Genomic DNA, 15,465 nt, shown 5'->3' on the forward strand with positions numbered 1-15,465 from the left:
GGCCACCCCCGACCCCGACCCCGGCAGATCCACCTCGTACGTCCACTCCCGGCGCCCCACCCACGCGACCTCGGTCTCGTTGCGCCCGAGGAAGGGGTCCGGGATCAGCCCCGCCGCCAGCAGATCGGTGTGCACGCACCCGGGCACGGCGGCGGGCAGCTCCCGCCCCTCGTACCGCAGGATCCAGCCCTCGGTGAGCGGGGTGGCGTCGAGCATGCGCCCTCCTAAACCGGTCCAGTCGATGATGCGACAGCGTCGCGAAAAGTTTCGGCACCCTTGGCGAGATTGGGACTTTACCGGTTCAGTGAACGGCTGCCAGAGTGCCGAACCAGCCAACCCACCCGTGCTCGTCCGTCCCGAACGGAGCTGGTGCACATGAACCACCGAAGGACGCTCACCGGAACACTGCTCGCCGCCGCGCTCCTCGCGTCGGGCTGCACAGGCAGCGGAGGAGGCTCCAAGGCCGCCGACGCGAAGGCACCCGACGATCCGTCGAAGGTGTCCGGAACCATCAAGGTCCTCACCCACCGCACCGACATCGTGCAGGACGGCACGATGAAGAAGTACGCGGCGGAGTTCAACAAGATCTACCCGAAGGTGAAGGTCGAGTTCGACGCGATCACGGACTACGAGGCCGAAGTCAAGATCCGTATGAACACGAAGAACTACGGCGACGTCCTCATGATCCCCAGCGTCATCAAGAAGAACGACTACCCCAGGTTCTTCGCCTCCCTCGGCACCCAGGACGAGCTCGCCGAGAAGTACCGCTTCACCGGTTTCACCACGGTCGACGGAAAGGTCTACGGCCAGAGCCCCATGGGCGCGACCCCCGGCTTCCTCTACAACAAGCGGATCTGGGCCGAGGCCGGCGTCACCGACTGGCCCACCACGCCCGACGAGTTCCTCACCGCGCTGAAGGCCATCAAGTCCAAGACCGACGCCGTCCCGTACTACACCAACTTCGCCGCCCAGTGGCCGCTCACCCACTGGACGTTCGTCAACGGCTCGGTCAGCTGCGACACCGGCGCCACCTCCGCCCTCGCCGAGACCGACCCCTGGGGCGAGAACGGCGAACTCCGCGTCGGCGACACCCTGTTGTACGACATCGTCAAGCAGGGCCTGATCGAGAAGGACCCGACGACCACCAACTGGGAGGAGTCCAAGCCCAAGCTCGCCAAGGGCGAGATCGCCACGGCGTGGCTCGGCAGCTGGGCGGTCATCCAGTTCCGGCAGGCGGCCGAGAAGGCCGGGGCCGACCCCGACGACATCGGCTTCATGCCGTTCCCCGCCCGCGTCGACGGCAAGGCGTGCGCCACCGCCAACCCCGACTACAACCAGGCCGTCAGCATCCACTCCCAGCACAAGGCGGCCGCCCGCGCCTGGGTCGACTGGTTCACCGACAAGTCCGGCTACGCCGAGGACAACCTGTCGATCGCGACGCTGAAGAACGCCCCGCTGCCCGAGTCGCTCAGGCCGTACGAGGAGCAGGGCGTGAAGCTCATCGAGCTCGACGACGCCGAGGGCGGCCTGGTGAAGGAGATCGACAACGCCTCGGAGGTCGGCATCTACGCCCCCGAGTACCGTCAGGACCTCGTCGACCTCGCCCGCGGCGCCAAGGACGGCACCCTCGACGACTTCCTCGACGACCTCGGCGAGCGCTGGACCGAGGCGCAGAAGACCGTGGGTTCCTGATGCCCGCCACGCACACGACCGAGAAGGTGGCGCGGCCTCCGTCGGCCGCGCCACGGCCTCCGGTGCCGAGGCCGGCCCCCCGCTCGGTGCGCCTGTGGCGGGGGCTCACCCCGTGGCTGTTCCTCGCCGCGCCGCTGGCCCTCCTGGTCGCCTTCACCTACGCCCCGGTCATGAACATGCTGGCGTACAGCTTCACCGACTGGGACGGCGTCAGCCCCGAGCTGCACTACATCGGCGCCGACAACTACGTCGAGATCCTCACCCGCCCCGAGCTGTTCCAGGTCTTCTTCGTCAGCGGCTACTACCTGGCCGCCTCGGCGGTGCAGATCGCCCTCGCCCTGTACTTCGCGACGGTCCTCAGCTTCAACGTCCGCTTCCGGAACTTCTACAAGGGCGTGCTGTTCTTCCCGTACCTGATCAACGGCGTCGCGATCGGCTTCGTCTTCCTCTACTTCTTCCAGGACGGCGGCACCCTCGACTCGGTCCTCGCCCTCGTCGGGTACGAGTCCGACCGCGCCTGGCTGGGAACCTCGACCTCCGCGAACATCTCCCTCGCGAGCGTCTCCGTCTGGCGCTACCTGGGCCTGAACTTCGTGCTCTTCCTCGGCGCGATCCAGTCCATCCCGGGCGAGCTGTACGAGGCCGCCGAACTCGACGGGGCGAGCCGCCGGCACCAGTTCCGGTACATCATCGCGCCCGGCATCAAACCGGTGCTGAGCCTGAGCGTGATCCTCTCGATCTCCGGCTCCCTCTCGGTCTTCGAGATCCCGTACATCATGACCGGCGGCGCCACCGGCACCGAGACCTTCGTGATCCAGACGACCGACCTGGCGTTCCGCTTCAACAAGACCGGCCTCGCCTCGGCCGCCGCCGTGGTGCTGCTGCTGATCATCCTCGCGGTGACCTGGGTGCAGCGCCGTCTCGTCCCGGACGACAAGGTGGACCTCACATGACGCTCGCGCACCCGACCACGGTCGTCCGCCGCCGGATCGCCCGGACGCTCACGCAGCTCTCCCTGGTCGTGGCGTCCCTGGTCGTCCTGCTGCCGCTCGCCGTGGTGTTCCTGACCTCGCTCAAGTCCGAGCAGGAGATGGCGCAGGGCAGCCGGGCACTCGGCCTGCCCGACGATCTCCTCGACTTCCGGAACTACGCGACGGCGTTCCGGGACGGCGAGATGCTCGCGGCCTTCGGCAACACGGCCTTCATCCTGCTGTTCGCCGTCACCGGCACGGTGGTCATCGGCTCGATGGCCGCCTACGCCATCGACCGGTTCACCTTCCGCTTCCGCAAGCTGGTCGTCGCGCTCTTCCTCGTCGCCACGCTGGTGCCGGGGGTGACCACCCAGGTGGCGACCTTCCAGATCGTCGACAGCTTCGGCATGTTCGACAGCCTCTGGGCGCCGATCGCCCTCTACATGGGCACCGACATCGTCTCGATCTACATCTTCCTGCAGTTCGTCCGGTCGATCCCGATCTCGCTGGACGAGGCGGCCCGCCTCGACGGCGCCAACGCGTTCACCATCTACCGGAAGATCGTCTTCCCGCTGCTGAGGCCGGCGATCGCCACCGTCGTCATCGTGAAGGGGATCACCGTCTACAACGACTTCTACATCCCCTTCCTCTACATGCCCTCGGAAGACCTTGGCGTGATCTCGACATCCCTGTTCCGCTTCAAGGGCCCCTACGCCGCCCACTGGGAAACGATCTCGGCCGGAACGGTCCTGGTCATCCTGCCGACCCTGATCGTCTTCCTGGCCCTGCAGAGGTTCATCTACAACGGCTTCATGAGGGGCGCGACGAAGTGAAGCGGACGACGAAACAGAGGAGCGACGCGAGGCGGAGGAGCCGACCGAGCCGGGGGCGCCTCATGGCTCCCGGGAACCGTCGGGGGCGCGGGGAACTGCGCGACCAGCCCCCACACACCCGCACCCGCATACGCACCCATACCGCACCGCACCCCCGAGGCGGCCCTTCCCACGGCCGCGGCTACGCGCTCCTGCCCACCGCGGACAGCGCCCCCACCAGCACCGGCGTCACCAGTTCCACCTGCCACGCCCGAGCCCCGTACCCCGCGAGCGAGGCGGAGATCGAGTCGGCGTCGGCCGTGGCCGGCGGTTCCCAGCACAGGCGCCGCACCGTGTCCGGCGTGATCAGGTTCTCCTGCGGCATGTTCAGCTGCTCCGCCAGCGCGCTGACCCCGGCCCGCGCCGCGGACAGCCGCGCTGCCGCCGCCGGGTCCTTGTCGGCCCACGCCTTCGGCGGCGGCGGCCCCGTCACCGGCTGCCCGTGCGCCGGCAGCGCGGTCTCGGGCAGCGCCTTCGCCCGGTCCACCGCCGCCTGCCACTGCTCCAGCTGCCGCCGCCCCATGCGGTGCCCGAAGCCGTTCAGCGCGGCGAGGGCCTGCGCGCCCGCCGGCAGCGCCAGGGCGGCCTCGACGATCGCCGCGTCGCTGAGCACCTTGCCGGGGGAGACGTCCCGCCGCCGCGCGATACGGTCGCGGGCCTCCCACAGTTCCCGCACGACCGCCATCTCGCGCCGGCGTCGTACCTTGTGCATCCCGGACGTACGCCGCCACGGGTCCTTGCGGGGCTCGGCGGGCGGCGCCGACGCGATCGCGTCGAACTCCTGGCGGGCCCAGTCGAGCTTGCCCTGCCGGTCCAGCTCCTTCTCCAGCGCGTCCCGCAGGTCGACGAGGAGCTCCACGTCGAGGGCGGCGTAGCGCAGCCAGGGCTCGGGCAGGGGGCGGGTCGACCAGTCGACCGCGGAGTGGCCCTTCTCCAGGACGTAGCCGAGTACGTTCTCCACCATCGCGCCGAGGCCGACGCGGGGGAACCCGGCGAGCCGGCCGGCCAGCTCGGTGTCGAAGAGACGGCTGGGGACCATGTCTATCTCGCGCAGACACGGCAGGTCCTGGGTGGCCGCGTGGAGCACCCACTCCACGTCGGAGAGCACCTCGCCGAGGCCGGAGAGGTCCGGGCAGGCGATGGGGTCGATGAGCGCGGTGCCCGCGCCCTCACGGCGCAGCTGCACCAGATAGGCGCGCTGGCCGTAACGGTATCCGGACGCGCGTTCGGCGTCGACGGCGACGGGGCCGGAGCCGGCGGCGAACGCGGCGATCGCCTCGGCCAGCGTCTCCTCGTCGGCGATCACGGGCGGAATGCCGTCCCGCGGCTCCAGCAAAGGGATCGGCGCCTCCGCGTCAGAAGATCCGCCGTCGTCCGGAGGGGCGCCTCCGGTGGTTCGCAGGGTGCTGTCTGCTGCGGTCTCTTGGGCGTCGGTCACCTGTCAAGGGTATCTGTGTATGGACATGGCCCGCCGACGGAACGTTCCGTCGGCGGGCCACGCAGGGGCGTAAACAAGTCATGTGTCACACGTGTCAGTGAAACTTCCCGGCGAATCGGGAGAGGCCGGGCGTCATCGAACGATCTCGGCCTCCTCCCGGCCGCTGCGGCGCGATTCCCGGCCGCTCCGGTGCGACCTCAGTGGATGATCCCGGTACGCAGGGCCACCGCGACCATTCCGGCGCGGTCGCCGGTGCCGAGCTTGCGGGCGATACGGGCGAGGTGGCTCTTGACGGTGAGCGCGGACAGGCCCATCGACACACCGATCGCCTTGTTCGACTGGCCCTCCGCGACCAGGCGCAGCACCTCGACCTCGCGGCCCGACAGCTCCCGGTAGCCGCCCGGGTGGCTCGGGGCACCCGGGGGGCGGCGGTGCATACGGGCGGCGGAGCCGAGGGGCGAGGCGCCGGGACGGGTGGGCAGTCCGATGTTGGTGCGGGTGCCGGTGACGACGTATCCCTTCACGCCGCCCGCGAGGGCGTTGCGGACGGCGCCGATGTCGTCGGCGGCGGAGAGCGCGAGGCCGTTGGGCCAGCCCGCGGCTCGGGTCTCGGAGAGGAGGGTCAGGCCGGAGCCGTCCGGCAGGTGGACGTCTGCCACGCAGATGTCACGGGGGTTGCCGATGCGGGGACGGGCCTCGGCGATGGACGAGGCCTCGATGACATCGCGGACACCGAGGGCCCACAGGTGCCGGGTGACGGTCGACCGGACGCGCGGGTCGGCCACCACCACCATCGCGGTCGGCTTGTTCGGACGGTAGGCGACCAGGCTTGCGGGCTGCTCGAGGAGAACGGACACCAGGCCTCCTGGGGTGCGGGACGGGGGTGTCGGCTCGCTGGGCTCGTGGGGTCGAAGCCGGGACGAACCGTGCTTTCAAGGTCACAGAGGTCTTCGGCATCAAACCTCTGCTCCTTTAGAGAATGATCACGATTTGGTGAGTAACAATCCGTGCAATTCGGACACGCCTTCGATCATTCGAAGATCGAACGGTGTCGCTTCCCGTCAATACGGGGCCGAAAGTGGCCGTATCGACAAAGTGATGGTTTCGGTCGGCGTGGCGACGCGGCACGAAAAAGGACCGTGCCGCTCGGGGCACGGTCCTCGGAAGGCGACGGGTCTCAGCGTGACTGGGGCCCCCGCCGCTGCGGCAGTGTCACGACGGCGGCGTCCCCCGGATCGACGGCGGGCGGCAGCCCGGCGATCTGGGCGAGCAGATCGCACCAGGACGCGAGGTGCGCAGCGGTGTCCGGGACGCCGCCCAACACCTCCCGCGGGGTCCAGGACGCCCGGATCTCGATCTGCGAGGCGGCGGGCCGCGCGGCGAGCCCGCCGAAGTAGTGCGAGCCGGCCCGGGTCACCGTGCCGCTCGGCTCGCCGTACGACAGTCCGCGCGTCTGCAGCGCGCCGGTCAGCCAGGACCAGCACACCTCGGGCAGCAGCGGGTCCGCGGCCATCTCCGGCTCCAGTTCCGCGCGGACCAGTGTCACCAGCCGGAAGCAACCCTGCCAGGCGTCGTGGCCCGCCGGGTCGTACAGCAGGACGAGACGGCCGTCGGCCAGGTCCTCGTCGCCCTCGACGACGGCGGCCTCCAGGGCGTACGCATAGGGGGCGAGCCGCTGCGGCGGACGGGTGGGCTCGATCTCGATCTCCGGCCGCAGGCGTGTGGCCCTCAGCGCGTCGACCGCGGAGCGGAACGGCAACGGGGCCGTCCCACCCGCATCGCGCTCCCCCTCCTTCGCGTCGTCCATTCCGCCAGCGTCGTCCGACAGTCGTCCCTGAGCCGCAGCCATGCCGGAACAGTAAGGGGAACGGAGCCCCGGCGCAGGGCAAGACACCCGTGCGCTGGGTCACGGTCGGATCGCGCTCAGCGAACGCGGCCGGGCCGCGTCCGGCGGTGGTGGCCGGAAACATTCGGTGCCCCGCGCTGTCCACAGCCCGGGCCGTCCCTGTCAAGCGGGCGTGCGAGACTTTGCCTCGTGAGTGCCAACGCCAGCCCCTCGGGCCACCAGCCGACCGCCACGTATGACTCCGCCTTCCTGAAGGCGTGCAGGCGCGAGCCCGTGCCGCACACGCCGGTGTGGTTCATGCGGCAGGCCGGGCGCTCACTGCCGGAGTACCTGAAGGTGCGCGAGGGCATCCCGATGCTGGAGTCGTGCATGCGGCCCGAGCTGGTCACGGAGATCACCCTCCAGCCGGTCCGCCGGCACCAGGTGGACGCGGCGATCTACTTCAGCGACATCGTCGTCCCGCTCAAGGCCATCGGCATCGACCTCGACATCAAGCCCGGTGTCGGCCCGGTCGTCGAGCACCCGATCCGCAGCCGCGCCGACCTCGCCCAGCTGCGCGACCTGACTCCCGAGGACGTCTCGTACGTCACCGAGGCGATCAAGCTGCTCACCGCCGAACTGGGCGGGACCCCGCTCATCGGCTTCGCCGGCGCCCCCTTCACCCTGGCCAGCTATCTCGTCGAGGGCGGCCCCTCCCGCACGTACGAGAACGCCAAGGCGATGATGTACGGCGACCCGGAGCTCTGGGCCGACCTGCTCGACCGGCTGGCCGAGATCACCGCCGCGTTCCTCCGTGTCCAGATCGAGGCCGGCGCCTCCGCCGTCCAGCTGTTCGACTCCTGGGCCGGCGCGCTCGCCCCCGCCGACTACCGCCGCTCGGTGCTGTCCGCCTCGGCGAAGGTGTTCGACGCCGTTGCCGGATACGGCGTCCCGCGTATCCACTTCGGCGTCGGCACCGGCGAGCTGCTGGGCCTCATGGGCGAGGCGGGCGCGGACGTCGTCGGCGTCGACTGGCGCGTCCCGCTCGACGAGGCCGCCCGCCGTGTCGGCCCCGGCAAGGCGCTCCAGGGCAACCTCGACCCGACGGTCCTGTTCGCCGGCCCCGAGGCCGTCCGGACCAAGACCCGCGAGGTGCTCGACTCGGCCACCGGCCTGGAGGGCCATGTCTTCAACCTGGGCCACGGCGTCCTGCCCTCCACCGACCCCGACGCGCTGACCCGCCTCGTGGAGTACGTCCACGAGCAGACCGCCCGCTAGTCGTCCCGCGCGCCCGCCTCGCCACTAGGGCCCTTCTGCCGCGTGCCCGCGCGCCCCGTGGAACAGGGCGCGAAGCGCGCGGGCGCCGGGCAGGTGATGCGGTGCTATGTCCCACGTCCAGAACGTGCTCACCAAGCTGGGCGCCCGCACCCGCGTACAGGCGGCGCTCATCGCGAGCCGGGCCAGGCTCCTGGACGGGCCGACTCCGTAACTGGCCATCGGACCGCAGGCCCATCGACCCACCGGACCGCAGGTCCACCGACCCATCGACCCACCGGACCGCGCGGTCCTCACCAGCGCGGCCGTGCGTGCCGTCCGAAGAGCAGGCCACGTGGTTCCGGGGGCGGTGTGGTTCCGGCGCGCAGCGGCCAGACGACGAGCATGCCCGCGAGGAAGCCGACGATGTGCGCCGCGTACGCCACGGTGCCCAGGCCCGAGACGCCCTCCCCTGACGAGTACACCGCCTGCAACCCGAACCAGAAGCCGAGCACGATCCAGGCGGGCAGGCGCAGCGGCAGGAAGAACAGCAAGGGCACGAGGATCCACACCCTGACCCTCGGATACAGGGCCAGATAGGCACCCAGCACCCCGGCGATCGCTCCGGACGCGCCGATCAGCGGGTCCGACGAGGTGTCGTTGAGGTAGGCGAAGGCGTACGTCGCCGTGTAACCGCAGGCGACGTAGAAGAGGAGGAACCGGATGTGCCCCAACCGGTCCTCGACGTTGTTGCCGAAGATCAGCAGGAACAGCAGGTTGCCCAGCAGATGCAGCCAGCCGCCGTGCAGGAACAGCGCGGTGAGGACGGACAGCGCGGGCGACTTGTCGTAGCCCGGTGCGCCCACGAGGCAGCCGCCCGTGCGGGGATCGACCGCGCCCGTGGGCACCAGGTGCGGCAGCTGATGGTGGATCAACTCGCGTGGCACCGCCGCGTACTGCTCCACGAACGCCTGGAGATGGCACAGTTGGGCCGGACCGCTGTCACCGGCCGTCGAACCGGCGAGGCCGGGCATGAAGAGGAAGACGAAGACGTTCGCGGCGATCAGTGTGTACGTCACGTACGGCGTGCCGCGAACGGGGTTCACGTCGTGCACGGGGATGACCACAAGGATCGTGTGCCCGCGATACGGGGCCGGAACCGGCCCGCACCCGCCCAGGCGCACACGGGCGTCGGACATGTGAACGCTCGTGCACGGTGGTGCGTATGTGTCCTCAACCGCGGATCTACGTGAGGAACAGGCGATGAACGACCGAGTCACTCCTTCGATGCACGCCACCCCCGACGGTGAGGCGGAACTGTCCCTGGTGGTGAAGCTCACCTGGGAAGACGTGGCGGCGCTCGGCCAGGAGGCCGGGCGGCTGTCCGCGCGGATGCAGCGGCCGGTGACGCTGGACGAGGCGGTGAGCCACCGGCTGCGGTCGGTGCGGGCGACCGCGGCGCACGCCAAGCCGGCGACGCCGCCCACGGCCCCCGCCGCGGTGACCTCCTCCGCGTCCGTGTCGTCGCTGCCGTCGCGGCCGGGGGCGGACCAGGCGATGCAGGCCATCGACCGGCTCAGCGGGAACTCGTCGGCCGTGTAGTCCTGGGTGTGCGCGGTTTCCCGCACACCCGACAAGGCTAGGTTTCCGACCTCACCGCCGTCACCGCCTTTCTCGCCGCCACCAGAACCGGGTCCCAGACCGGCGAGAAGGGCGGGGCGTAGCCCAGGTCCAGGGCTGTCATCTGTTCGACCGTCATGCCCGCCGTCAGCGCCACGGCGGCGATGTCGACGCGTTTGCCCGCGCCCTCCCGGCCGACGATTTGCACACCGAGGAGGCGGCCCGTGCGGCGTTCGGCGAGCATCTTGACCGTCATGGAGGCGGCGCCCGGGTAGTAGCCGGCGCGGCTGGTCGACTCGATGGTGACGGCCACGAACTGGAGGCCCGCGCGGCGGGCGTCCTTCTCGCGCAGGCCCGTGCGCGCGATCTCCAGGTCGCAGACCTTGCTGACGGCGGTGCCGACGACGCCGGGGAACGTGGCGTAGCCGCCGCCGACGTTCGCGCCGATGACCTGCCCGTGCTTGTTTGCGTGGGTGCCCAGCGGGATGTGCCGTTCACGGCCGGAGACCAGGTCGAGGACCTCCACGCAGTCGCCGCCCGCCCAGATGTCGTCGTGGCCGCGGACCCGCATCGACAGATCGGTCAGCAGGCCGCCGTGGTCGCCGACGGGCAGGCCCGCCGCCCTCGCCAGCTCCGTCTCGGGGCGCACCCCGATACCGAGGACCACCACGTCCGCCGGGTACTCGGCGTCGTCCGTGGCGACCGCGCGGACCCTGCCGTCGTCGCCCGTCAGGAACTTGGTGACCTCCGCGTCGTCGACCATGGTGATGCCCATGCCCTCCATGGCCCGGTGCACCAGGCGGCCCATGTCCGGGTCCAGCGTCGACATCGGCTCCTTGCCGCGGTTGACGACCGTGACCTCGTACCCCAGGTTGATGAGCGCCTCCGCCATCTCCACGCCGATGTAGCCGGCGCCGACGACCACCGCGCGGCGGCCCCCGGTGGCGGCCAGCGTGTCGAGGAGGGCCTGCCCGTCGTCCAGGTTCTGCACCCCGTGCACGCCGGGGGCGTCGACGCCGGGCAGGTCGGGGCGGATCGGGCGGGCCCCGGTCGCGATCACCAGCTTGTCGTACGACGTCCAATACGCGTCGCCGGTGTCCAGCTCACGCGCGCGGACGCGCCTGCCCTCGACGTCGATCTCCACGACCTCCGTGCGCATCCGGAGATCGATGTCGCGGGCCCGGTGCTCCTCGGGCGAGCGGGCGATGAGCCGGTCCCGGTCGGGGACGTCGCCGCCGACCCAGTAGGGGATGCCGCACGCCGAGTACGAGGTGAAGTGGCTCCGCTCGAACGCCACGATCTCCAACTCGTCGGGCCCTCGCAGCCTGCGCGCCTGCGACGCGGCGGACATGCCCGCCGCGTCGCCCCCGACGACGACCAGGCGTTCCCTCGAACGTTCCGTACGGCTCATGTTCATGGGAACACGCTACGACCGCCCCGCATTTCAGCTCTCCTCGCGGCCCTCCGGCTCGGCGGCCGGGGCTGCGGCCGGGGCGGGGCGCCGCGAACGGCCGAAGAAGCGGAACCACAGCAGCAGGACGAGGGCCGTGGCCGCCGCGAACGGCAGGATCGCGGCGAGCGCCATGCCGAGCCAGCGGAACACCGCGACGAACGCGTTCCAGCCGCCCGCCAGCGCGTCCACGAACCCCGGCTCGTCGTCCTTGTCGGCCTTCTTCACCGCGGTCTCCGACAGCGACAGCTTGATCGTCGCGAGGCTCGTGCGGTCCTTCAGGGACTTCTGCCGGGCGAGCAGCGACTCCAGGTCCGCCTGGCGCGTGCTCAACTCGCCCTCCAGCGTGACCACATCGCTGATCTTGGTGGCCCGGTCCATCAGCTCGCGGATACGGGCCACACTCGCCCGCTGCGTCGTGATGCGGCTCTCCACGTCCACGACCTGCTCGGTGACGTCCTCCGCCTTGGCCTTGCGCTCGATCAGTTTGCCGGTGCCCGCCAGTGCGGTGAGGACCTCCTCGTACTTCTCGGCGGGCACCCGCAGCACCATCCGGGTCCGCTCGCGGCCCTTGCCGTCGCGGGCCGTGGACTCGTCGCCCACGAACCCGCCCGCGTTCTCGGTGACCGTCCGGGCCTCGTCCAGCGCCTTCGGTACGTCCTTCACCCGCACGGTCAGGCTCGCGGTACGGATGACGTGGCTCGGTCCGACCTTCGGCGGGGTGTCGGCGGACTGATCCTTCGTCGAGCCGCCGCCGCTGTCGGTGTCCACGCCGCTCTCGGCGTCCACCGCCCCCTGCTGCCGGGCGGCGCCGGCCTTGCTGTCGGAGGCCGTCGTGCCGTCCGAACCGTCGTCATTGGCGCCGCACCCGGTGAGGGCCAGCGCGGCGGCGAGGAACAGGGCGGCGACGGCCCCCGCGGGCCGTCGGGACCATCGTACGTGTGTCTGAGCCATGGCGGCGTACCCCCGGGAGTCGTGTCCGGCTTCCTGATGACGCTCCTTCGACGCCGGAGGGCGGCGGAACGTTGGCGCGCGGTGGTCCCGAAGCGGTCACGGTCGGGACTCGGTGGGGCCACACGGCCCTACCAGGGGCGTCCGCGGTGTCTGAGAAGGTGGACCCATGAGCGGATCACGTCCGGAAGCCGGACATGTCGTCGTCGTCGGAGCCGGGATCGCGGGGCTGGCCGCCGCGCACGGACTGCTGGAAAGAGGCGCCGGGGTGACCGTCCTGGAGGCCTCGGACCGGGTCGGCGGCAAGCTGCTGCCGGGTGAGATCGCGGGCGCGCGGGTCGACCTCGGTGCCGAGTCCCTGCTGGCGCGCCGCCCCGAGGCGGTCGCCCTCGCCCGGGAGGTCGGACTCGCCGACCGGCTCCAGCCGCCCGCCACCGCCACGGCCTCCCTGTGGACCCGGGGCGCGCTGCGCCCCATGCCGAAGGGCCACGTCATGGGCGTCACCGGCACCGCGTCCGCCCTCTCCGGCGTGCTGTCCGACGAGGGCCTCGCCCGTATCGAGCGCGACGCGGACCTGCCCCGCACCGAGGTCGGCGACGACGTGGCGGTCGGGGAGTACGTGGCGGCCCGCGTCGGCAGGGAGGTCGTGGACCGCCTGGTGGAGCCGCTGCTCGGCGGCGTCTACGCGGGCGACGCGTACCGCATCTCGATGCGCTCGGCCGTCCCGCAGCTCTACCAGGCCGCCCGGACCCACACCTCCCTCACCGAGGCCGTCCGTGAGATCCAGGTCCGCGCGGCCGCCGCCCAGCAGACCGGCCCCGTGTTCATGGGCATCGAGGGCGGCGTGGGACAACTGCCGCGCGCCGTCGCGGAGTCGGTGCGCGCCCGCGGCGCCGAGATCCTCACCCGCAGCCCCGTCACCGAGCTGCGCCGCGAGAGCACCGGCGGCTGGCGCGTCACCACCGGCGACCGGGTGCTGCACGCCGACGCCGTCGTCGTCGCCGCCCCCGCCCCCGTCGCCGCGGACCTGCTGCGCGCCGAGGCCCCCGAGGCCGCCGCCGAACTCGCCGGCGTCGAGTACGCCTCGATGGCCCTCGTCACCCTCGCCTACCGCCGTGCCGACGTCACCCTCCCCGAGGGCAGCGGCTTCCTGGTGCCGCCGGTCGACGGGCGCACCATCAAGGCGTCCACCTTCTCCTCCCAGAAGTGGGGCTGGATCGACGAGCAGAACCCCGACCTGCTGATCCTGCGCACCTCCGTGGGCCGCCACGGCGAGACGGAGATCCTGGAGCACGAGGACGCCCACCTCGTCGACGTCTCCCGCCAGGACCTGCGCGCGGCCACCGGCCTGATCGCCGACCCCGTCGAGACCCGCGTCACCCGCTGGGACGACGGCCTGCCCCAGTACCCGGTCGGCCACCACGCGCGCGTGGCCCGCATCCGGGAGCACCTCGGCAAGCTGCCCGGTCTCGCCGTCTGCGGCGCGGCGTACGACGGTGTCGGCGTCCCGGCCTGCGTCGCGAGCGCGACCGCCGCAGTCGACCAGATCCACGGTGACCTGCACGCTGTGCAGGACCTCACGGCCAACCCGGTGCAGAGCCTGCACGGCGGAGCGGGAGAATGAGTTCCATGAGCGACGACGCCCCCACCACCGAGTCCGGCCGCGTCCCCAACAAGGGCAAGCTGGCCAAGGACCTCAACGAGGTCATCCGTTACACGCTGTGGTCCGTCTTCAAACTGAAGGACGTGCTCCCGGAGGACCGCACGGGTTACGCCGACGAGGTCCAGGAGCTGTTCGACCAGCTCGCCGCGAAGGACGTCACCGTGCGCGGCACGTACGACCTGTCCGGCCTGCGCGCCGACGCCGACCTCATGATCTGGTGGCACGCGGAGACCAGCGACCAGCTCCAGGAGGCGTACAACCTCTTCCGCCGCACCCGGCTGGGCCGCGCGCTCACCCCGGTGTGGTCGAACATGGCACTGCACCGCCCCGCCGAGTTCAACCGCTCGCACATCCCGGCGTTCCTCGCCGACGAGACGCCCCGCGACTACGTCAGCGTGTACCCGTTCGTGCGCTCCTACGACTGGTACCTGCTGCCGGACGAGGACCGCCGCCGGATGCTCGCCGACCACGGCAAGATGGCCCGCGGCTTCCCCGACGTCCGCGCCAACACGGTCGCCTCCTTCTCGCTGGGCGACTACGAGTGGATCCTGGCGTTCGAGGCCAACGAGCTCTACCGCATCGTCGACCTCATGCGCCACCTGCGTGCCTCCGAGGCCCGGATGCACGTCCGCGAGGAGGTCCCGTTCTACACCGGCCGCCGCAAGTCGGTCGCGGAACTGGTCGAGGGCCTGGCGTAACGCCTACCCGCGCCCCGCGAGGGGCGCGGGGAGCCCAGCGGCCGGCGCGGCTGCGGCCGTGGCCGGCCGCTGGGTGGACGGGGTGCTCGCCGACCGTGCGGAGGCGGGCTCGGGCTCCGGGCGCCCCGCGCAGGCCGCCCGCCCGTCGGGCGCCCGGCCCTCCAGCAGATACGCCTCCAGATACGCGTTGACGCACGTATTGGGGCCGCCCGCGACACCGTGGCTCCCGGCGTCCCGCTCGGTCACCAGCACCGATCCCCACAGCCGCCGGTGCAACGCGATCGCCCCCTCGTACGGCGCGGCCGCGTCCCGCTCCGCCGCGAGGATCAGCGTCGGCGGCAGCTCACCGGGCCCGGTGCGCACATCCAGGGGACGCTGCCGGGGCGCCGGCCAGTACGCGCACGGCAGGTTCGTCCACACGTTGTCCCATGTCTCGAAGGGCGCCGTCCGGGCGAGCCGGGTGTTGTCGCGATCCCAGACCCGGAAGTCCGTCGGCCAGGGCCCGTCGTTGCACTCGACGGCCGTGTACACCGCGTTCGCGTTCTCCTGCTCGACGGCCGCCTCCGGGTACGGCCCGGCCAGCTGGATCAGCGGTTTCGCGTCCCCCCGCAGATACGCGGAGAGCGCGAGCGCGCGCTGTGGCCAGTAGTCGTCGTAGTACGCGGCCTGGAGGAACGTGCTCTGCAACTGGCCCGGCCCCACCTTCCCGCCGGCCGGCCGCGCGGCCAGGCGGGCCGCCGCCCGCTCGTAGCCGCGCAGTACCTTCTGTCCGGTGTTCCCCAGCCGGTACACCTTGTGGTGCTTGGCGACCCACCGCCGGAAGTCCGCCCAGCGCCCCTCGAACGCCGCCGACTGGTCGAGGTTGTTGCGGTACCAGATCCGCTCGGGGTCCGGGTTCACCGCCGAGTCGAAGACCATCCGGCGCACCCGCGAGGGGAACAGCGTCGCGTACAGCGCCCCGAAGTACGTGCCGTACGACGCCCCCATGAACGTCAGCCGGTGCTCACCGAGCGCGGCGCGCAGCACGTCGA

The 15,465-nt window shown here is 71.3% G+C and carries 16 protein-coding genes; 8 read left to right on the forward strand and 8 right to left on the reverse strand.

Going from position 1 to position 15,465, the window contains the following annotated elements; translation table 11 throughout:
- Positions 1-216 (reverse strand): glycosyl hydrolase 2 galactose-binding domain-containing protein (locus AOK15_RS27875; RefSeq protein ID WP_157870389.1); only part of this gene is annotated, 216 nt, incomplete at its 3' end.
- A 159-nt stretch (positions 217-375) separates the two neighbouring features.
- Between AOK15_RS27875 and AOK15_RS27880 the strand changes: the two genes are divergently transcribed.
- The 3 genes from AOK15_RS27880 to AOK15_RS27890 are packed head-to-tail and all read left to right on the forward strand — an operon-like array spanning position 376 to position 3,496.
- Positions 376-1,692: an ABC transporter substrate-binding protein gene (locus AOK15_RS27880; RefSeq protein ID WP_055521113.1), complete on the forward strand. Its 1,317-nt coding sequence runs from the start codon at positions 376-378 to the stop codon at positions 1,690-1,692.
- Complete coding sequence (locus tag AOK15_RS27885) at positions 1,692-2,645, forward strand: carbohydrate ABC transporter permease (RefSeq protein WP_055521114.1); 954 nt, start codon at positions 1,692-1,694, stop codon at positions 2,643-2,645. Before AOK15_RS27880 ends, AOK15_RS27885 begins: the two co-directional genes overlap by 1 nt.
- A complete protein-coding gene (locus tag AOK15_RS27890) occupies positions 2,642-3,496 on the forward strand; it encodes a carbohydrate ABC transporter permease (protein ID WP_055521115.1) in 855 nt (284 codons plus the stop codon). Before AOK15_RS27885 ends, AOK15_RS27890 begins: the two co-directional genes overlap by 4 nt.
- A 181-nt stretch (positions 3,497-3,677) precedes the next feature.
- Here AOK15_RS27890 and AOK15_RS27895 read toward each other — a convergent pair whose 3' ends face one another.
- From AOK15_RS27895 to AOK15_RS27905, 3 genes are all read right to left on the reverse strand, one after another.
- Positions 3,678-4,973 carry an HRDC domain-containing protein gene (locus AOK15_RS27895; protein ID WP_205632241.1) on the reverse strand — a complete coding sequence of 432 codons (1,296 nt, stop codon included), beginning with the start codon at positions 4,971-4,973 and terminating at the stop codon, positions 3,678-3,680.
- A gap of 197 nt (positions 4,974-5,170) precedes the next feature.
- Complete coding sequence (locus tag AOK15_RS27900) at positions 5,171-5,830, reverse strand: response regulator transcription factor (RefSeq protein ID WP_055521117.1); 660 nt, start codon at positions 5,828-5,830, stop codon at positions 5,171-5,173.
- 320 nt (positions 5,831-6,150) lie between these two features.
- Entirely contained in the window at positions 6,151-6,780 is a 630-nt protein-coding gene (locus AOK15_RS27905; protein ID WP_055521118.1) for a DUF3000 domain-containing protein, read from the reverse strand.
- 228 nt (positions 6,781-7,008) lie between these two features.
- Between AOK15_RS27905 and hemE the strand changes: the two genes are divergently transcribed.
- Together hemE and AOK15_RS48365 are read left to right on the forward strand one after the other, a co-directional pair.
- Positions 7,009-8,076: a uroporphyrinogen decarboxylase gene (gene hemE / locus AOK15_RS27910; RefSeq protein ID WP_055521119.1), complete on the forward strand. Its 1,068-nt coding sequence runs from the start codon at positions 7,009-7,011 to the stop codon at positions 8,074-8,076.
- Positions 8,077-8,182: 106 nt separating this feature from the next.
- Positions 8,183-8,287, forward strand: coding sequence for a response regulator transcription factor (locus tag AOK15_RS48365; RefSeq protein WP_205632242.1), 105 nt, complete (start codon positions 8,183-8,185; stop codon positions 8,285-8,287).
- A 79-nt stretch (positions 8,288-8,366) separates the two neighbouring features.
- On the opposite strand, the gene AOK15_RS27915 is transcribed toward AOK15_RS48365, so the two are convergent.
- Positions 8,367-9,179 (reverse strand): rhomboid family intramembrane serine protease, encoded by an 813-nt coding sequence (locus AOK15_RS27915; protein WP_055521125.1) that lies wholly within the window; start codon positions 9,177-9,179, stop codon positions 8,367-8,369.
- Between the two features lie 136 nt (positions 9,180-9,315).
- Here AOK15_RS27915 and AOK15_RS27920 point away from each other — a divergent pair, with 136 nt between their 5' ends.
- Complete coding sequence (locus tag AOK15_RS27920; RefSeq protein WP_055521120.1) at positions 9,316-9,654, forward strand: hypothetical protein; 339 nt, start codon at positions 9,316-9,318, stop codon at positions 9,652-9,654.
- Between the two features lie 37 nt (positions 9,655-9,691).
- Here AOK15_RS27920 and AOK15_RS27925 read toward each other — a convergent pair whose 3' ends face one another.
- Together AOK15_RS27925 and AOK15_RS27930 are read right to left on the reverse strand one after the other, a co-directional pair.
- Entirely contained in the window at positions 9,692-11,089 is a 1,398-nt protein-coding gene (locus AOK15_RS27925) for an FAD-dependent oxidoreductase (RefSeq protein WP_055521121.1), read from the reverse strand.
- A gap of 27 nt (positions 11,090-11,116) precedes the next feature.
- Complete coding sequence (locus tag AOK15_RS27930) at positions 11,117-12,076, reverse strand: DUF4349 domain-containing protein (protein WP_055521122.1); 960 nt, start codon at positions 12,074-12,076, stop codon at positions 11,117-11,119.
- Positions 12,077-12,242: 166 nt separating this feature from the next.
- Here AOK15_RS27930 and hemG point away from each other — a divergent pair, with 166 nt between their 5' ends.
- Positions 12,243-13,697 carry a protoporphyrinogen oxidase gene (gene hemG / locus AOK15_RS27935; RefSeq protein WP_055521123.1) on the forward strand — a complete coding sequence of 485 codons (1,455 nt, stop codon included), beginning with the start codon at positions 12,243-12,245 and terminating at the stop codon, positions 13,695-13,697.
- A gap of 5 nt (positions 13,698-13,702) precedes the next feature.
- Positions 13,703-14,434, forward strand: a complete 732-nt coding sequence (gene hemQ / locus AOK15_RS27940) for a hydrogen peroxide-dependent heme synthase (RefSeq protein WP_055521124.1) — start codon at positions 13,703-13,705, stop codon at positions 14,432-14,434.
- A gap of 3 nt (positions 14,435-14,437) precedes the next feature.
- Here the strand turns inward: hemQ and AOK15_RS27945 are convergent.
- The coding region (locus tag AOK15_RS27945) for an alpha/beta hydrolase (protein WP_157870390.1) at positions 14,438-15,465 on the reverse strand (1,028 nt) is incomplete at its 5' end.

The sequence above is a fragment of the Streptomyces ossamyceticus genome, from assembly GCF_001418475.1.
In the GTDB taxonomy this organism is placed as follows: domain Bacteria; phylum Actinomycetota; class Actinomycetes; order Streptomycetales; family Streptomycetaceae; genus Streptomyces; species Streptomyces ossamyceticus.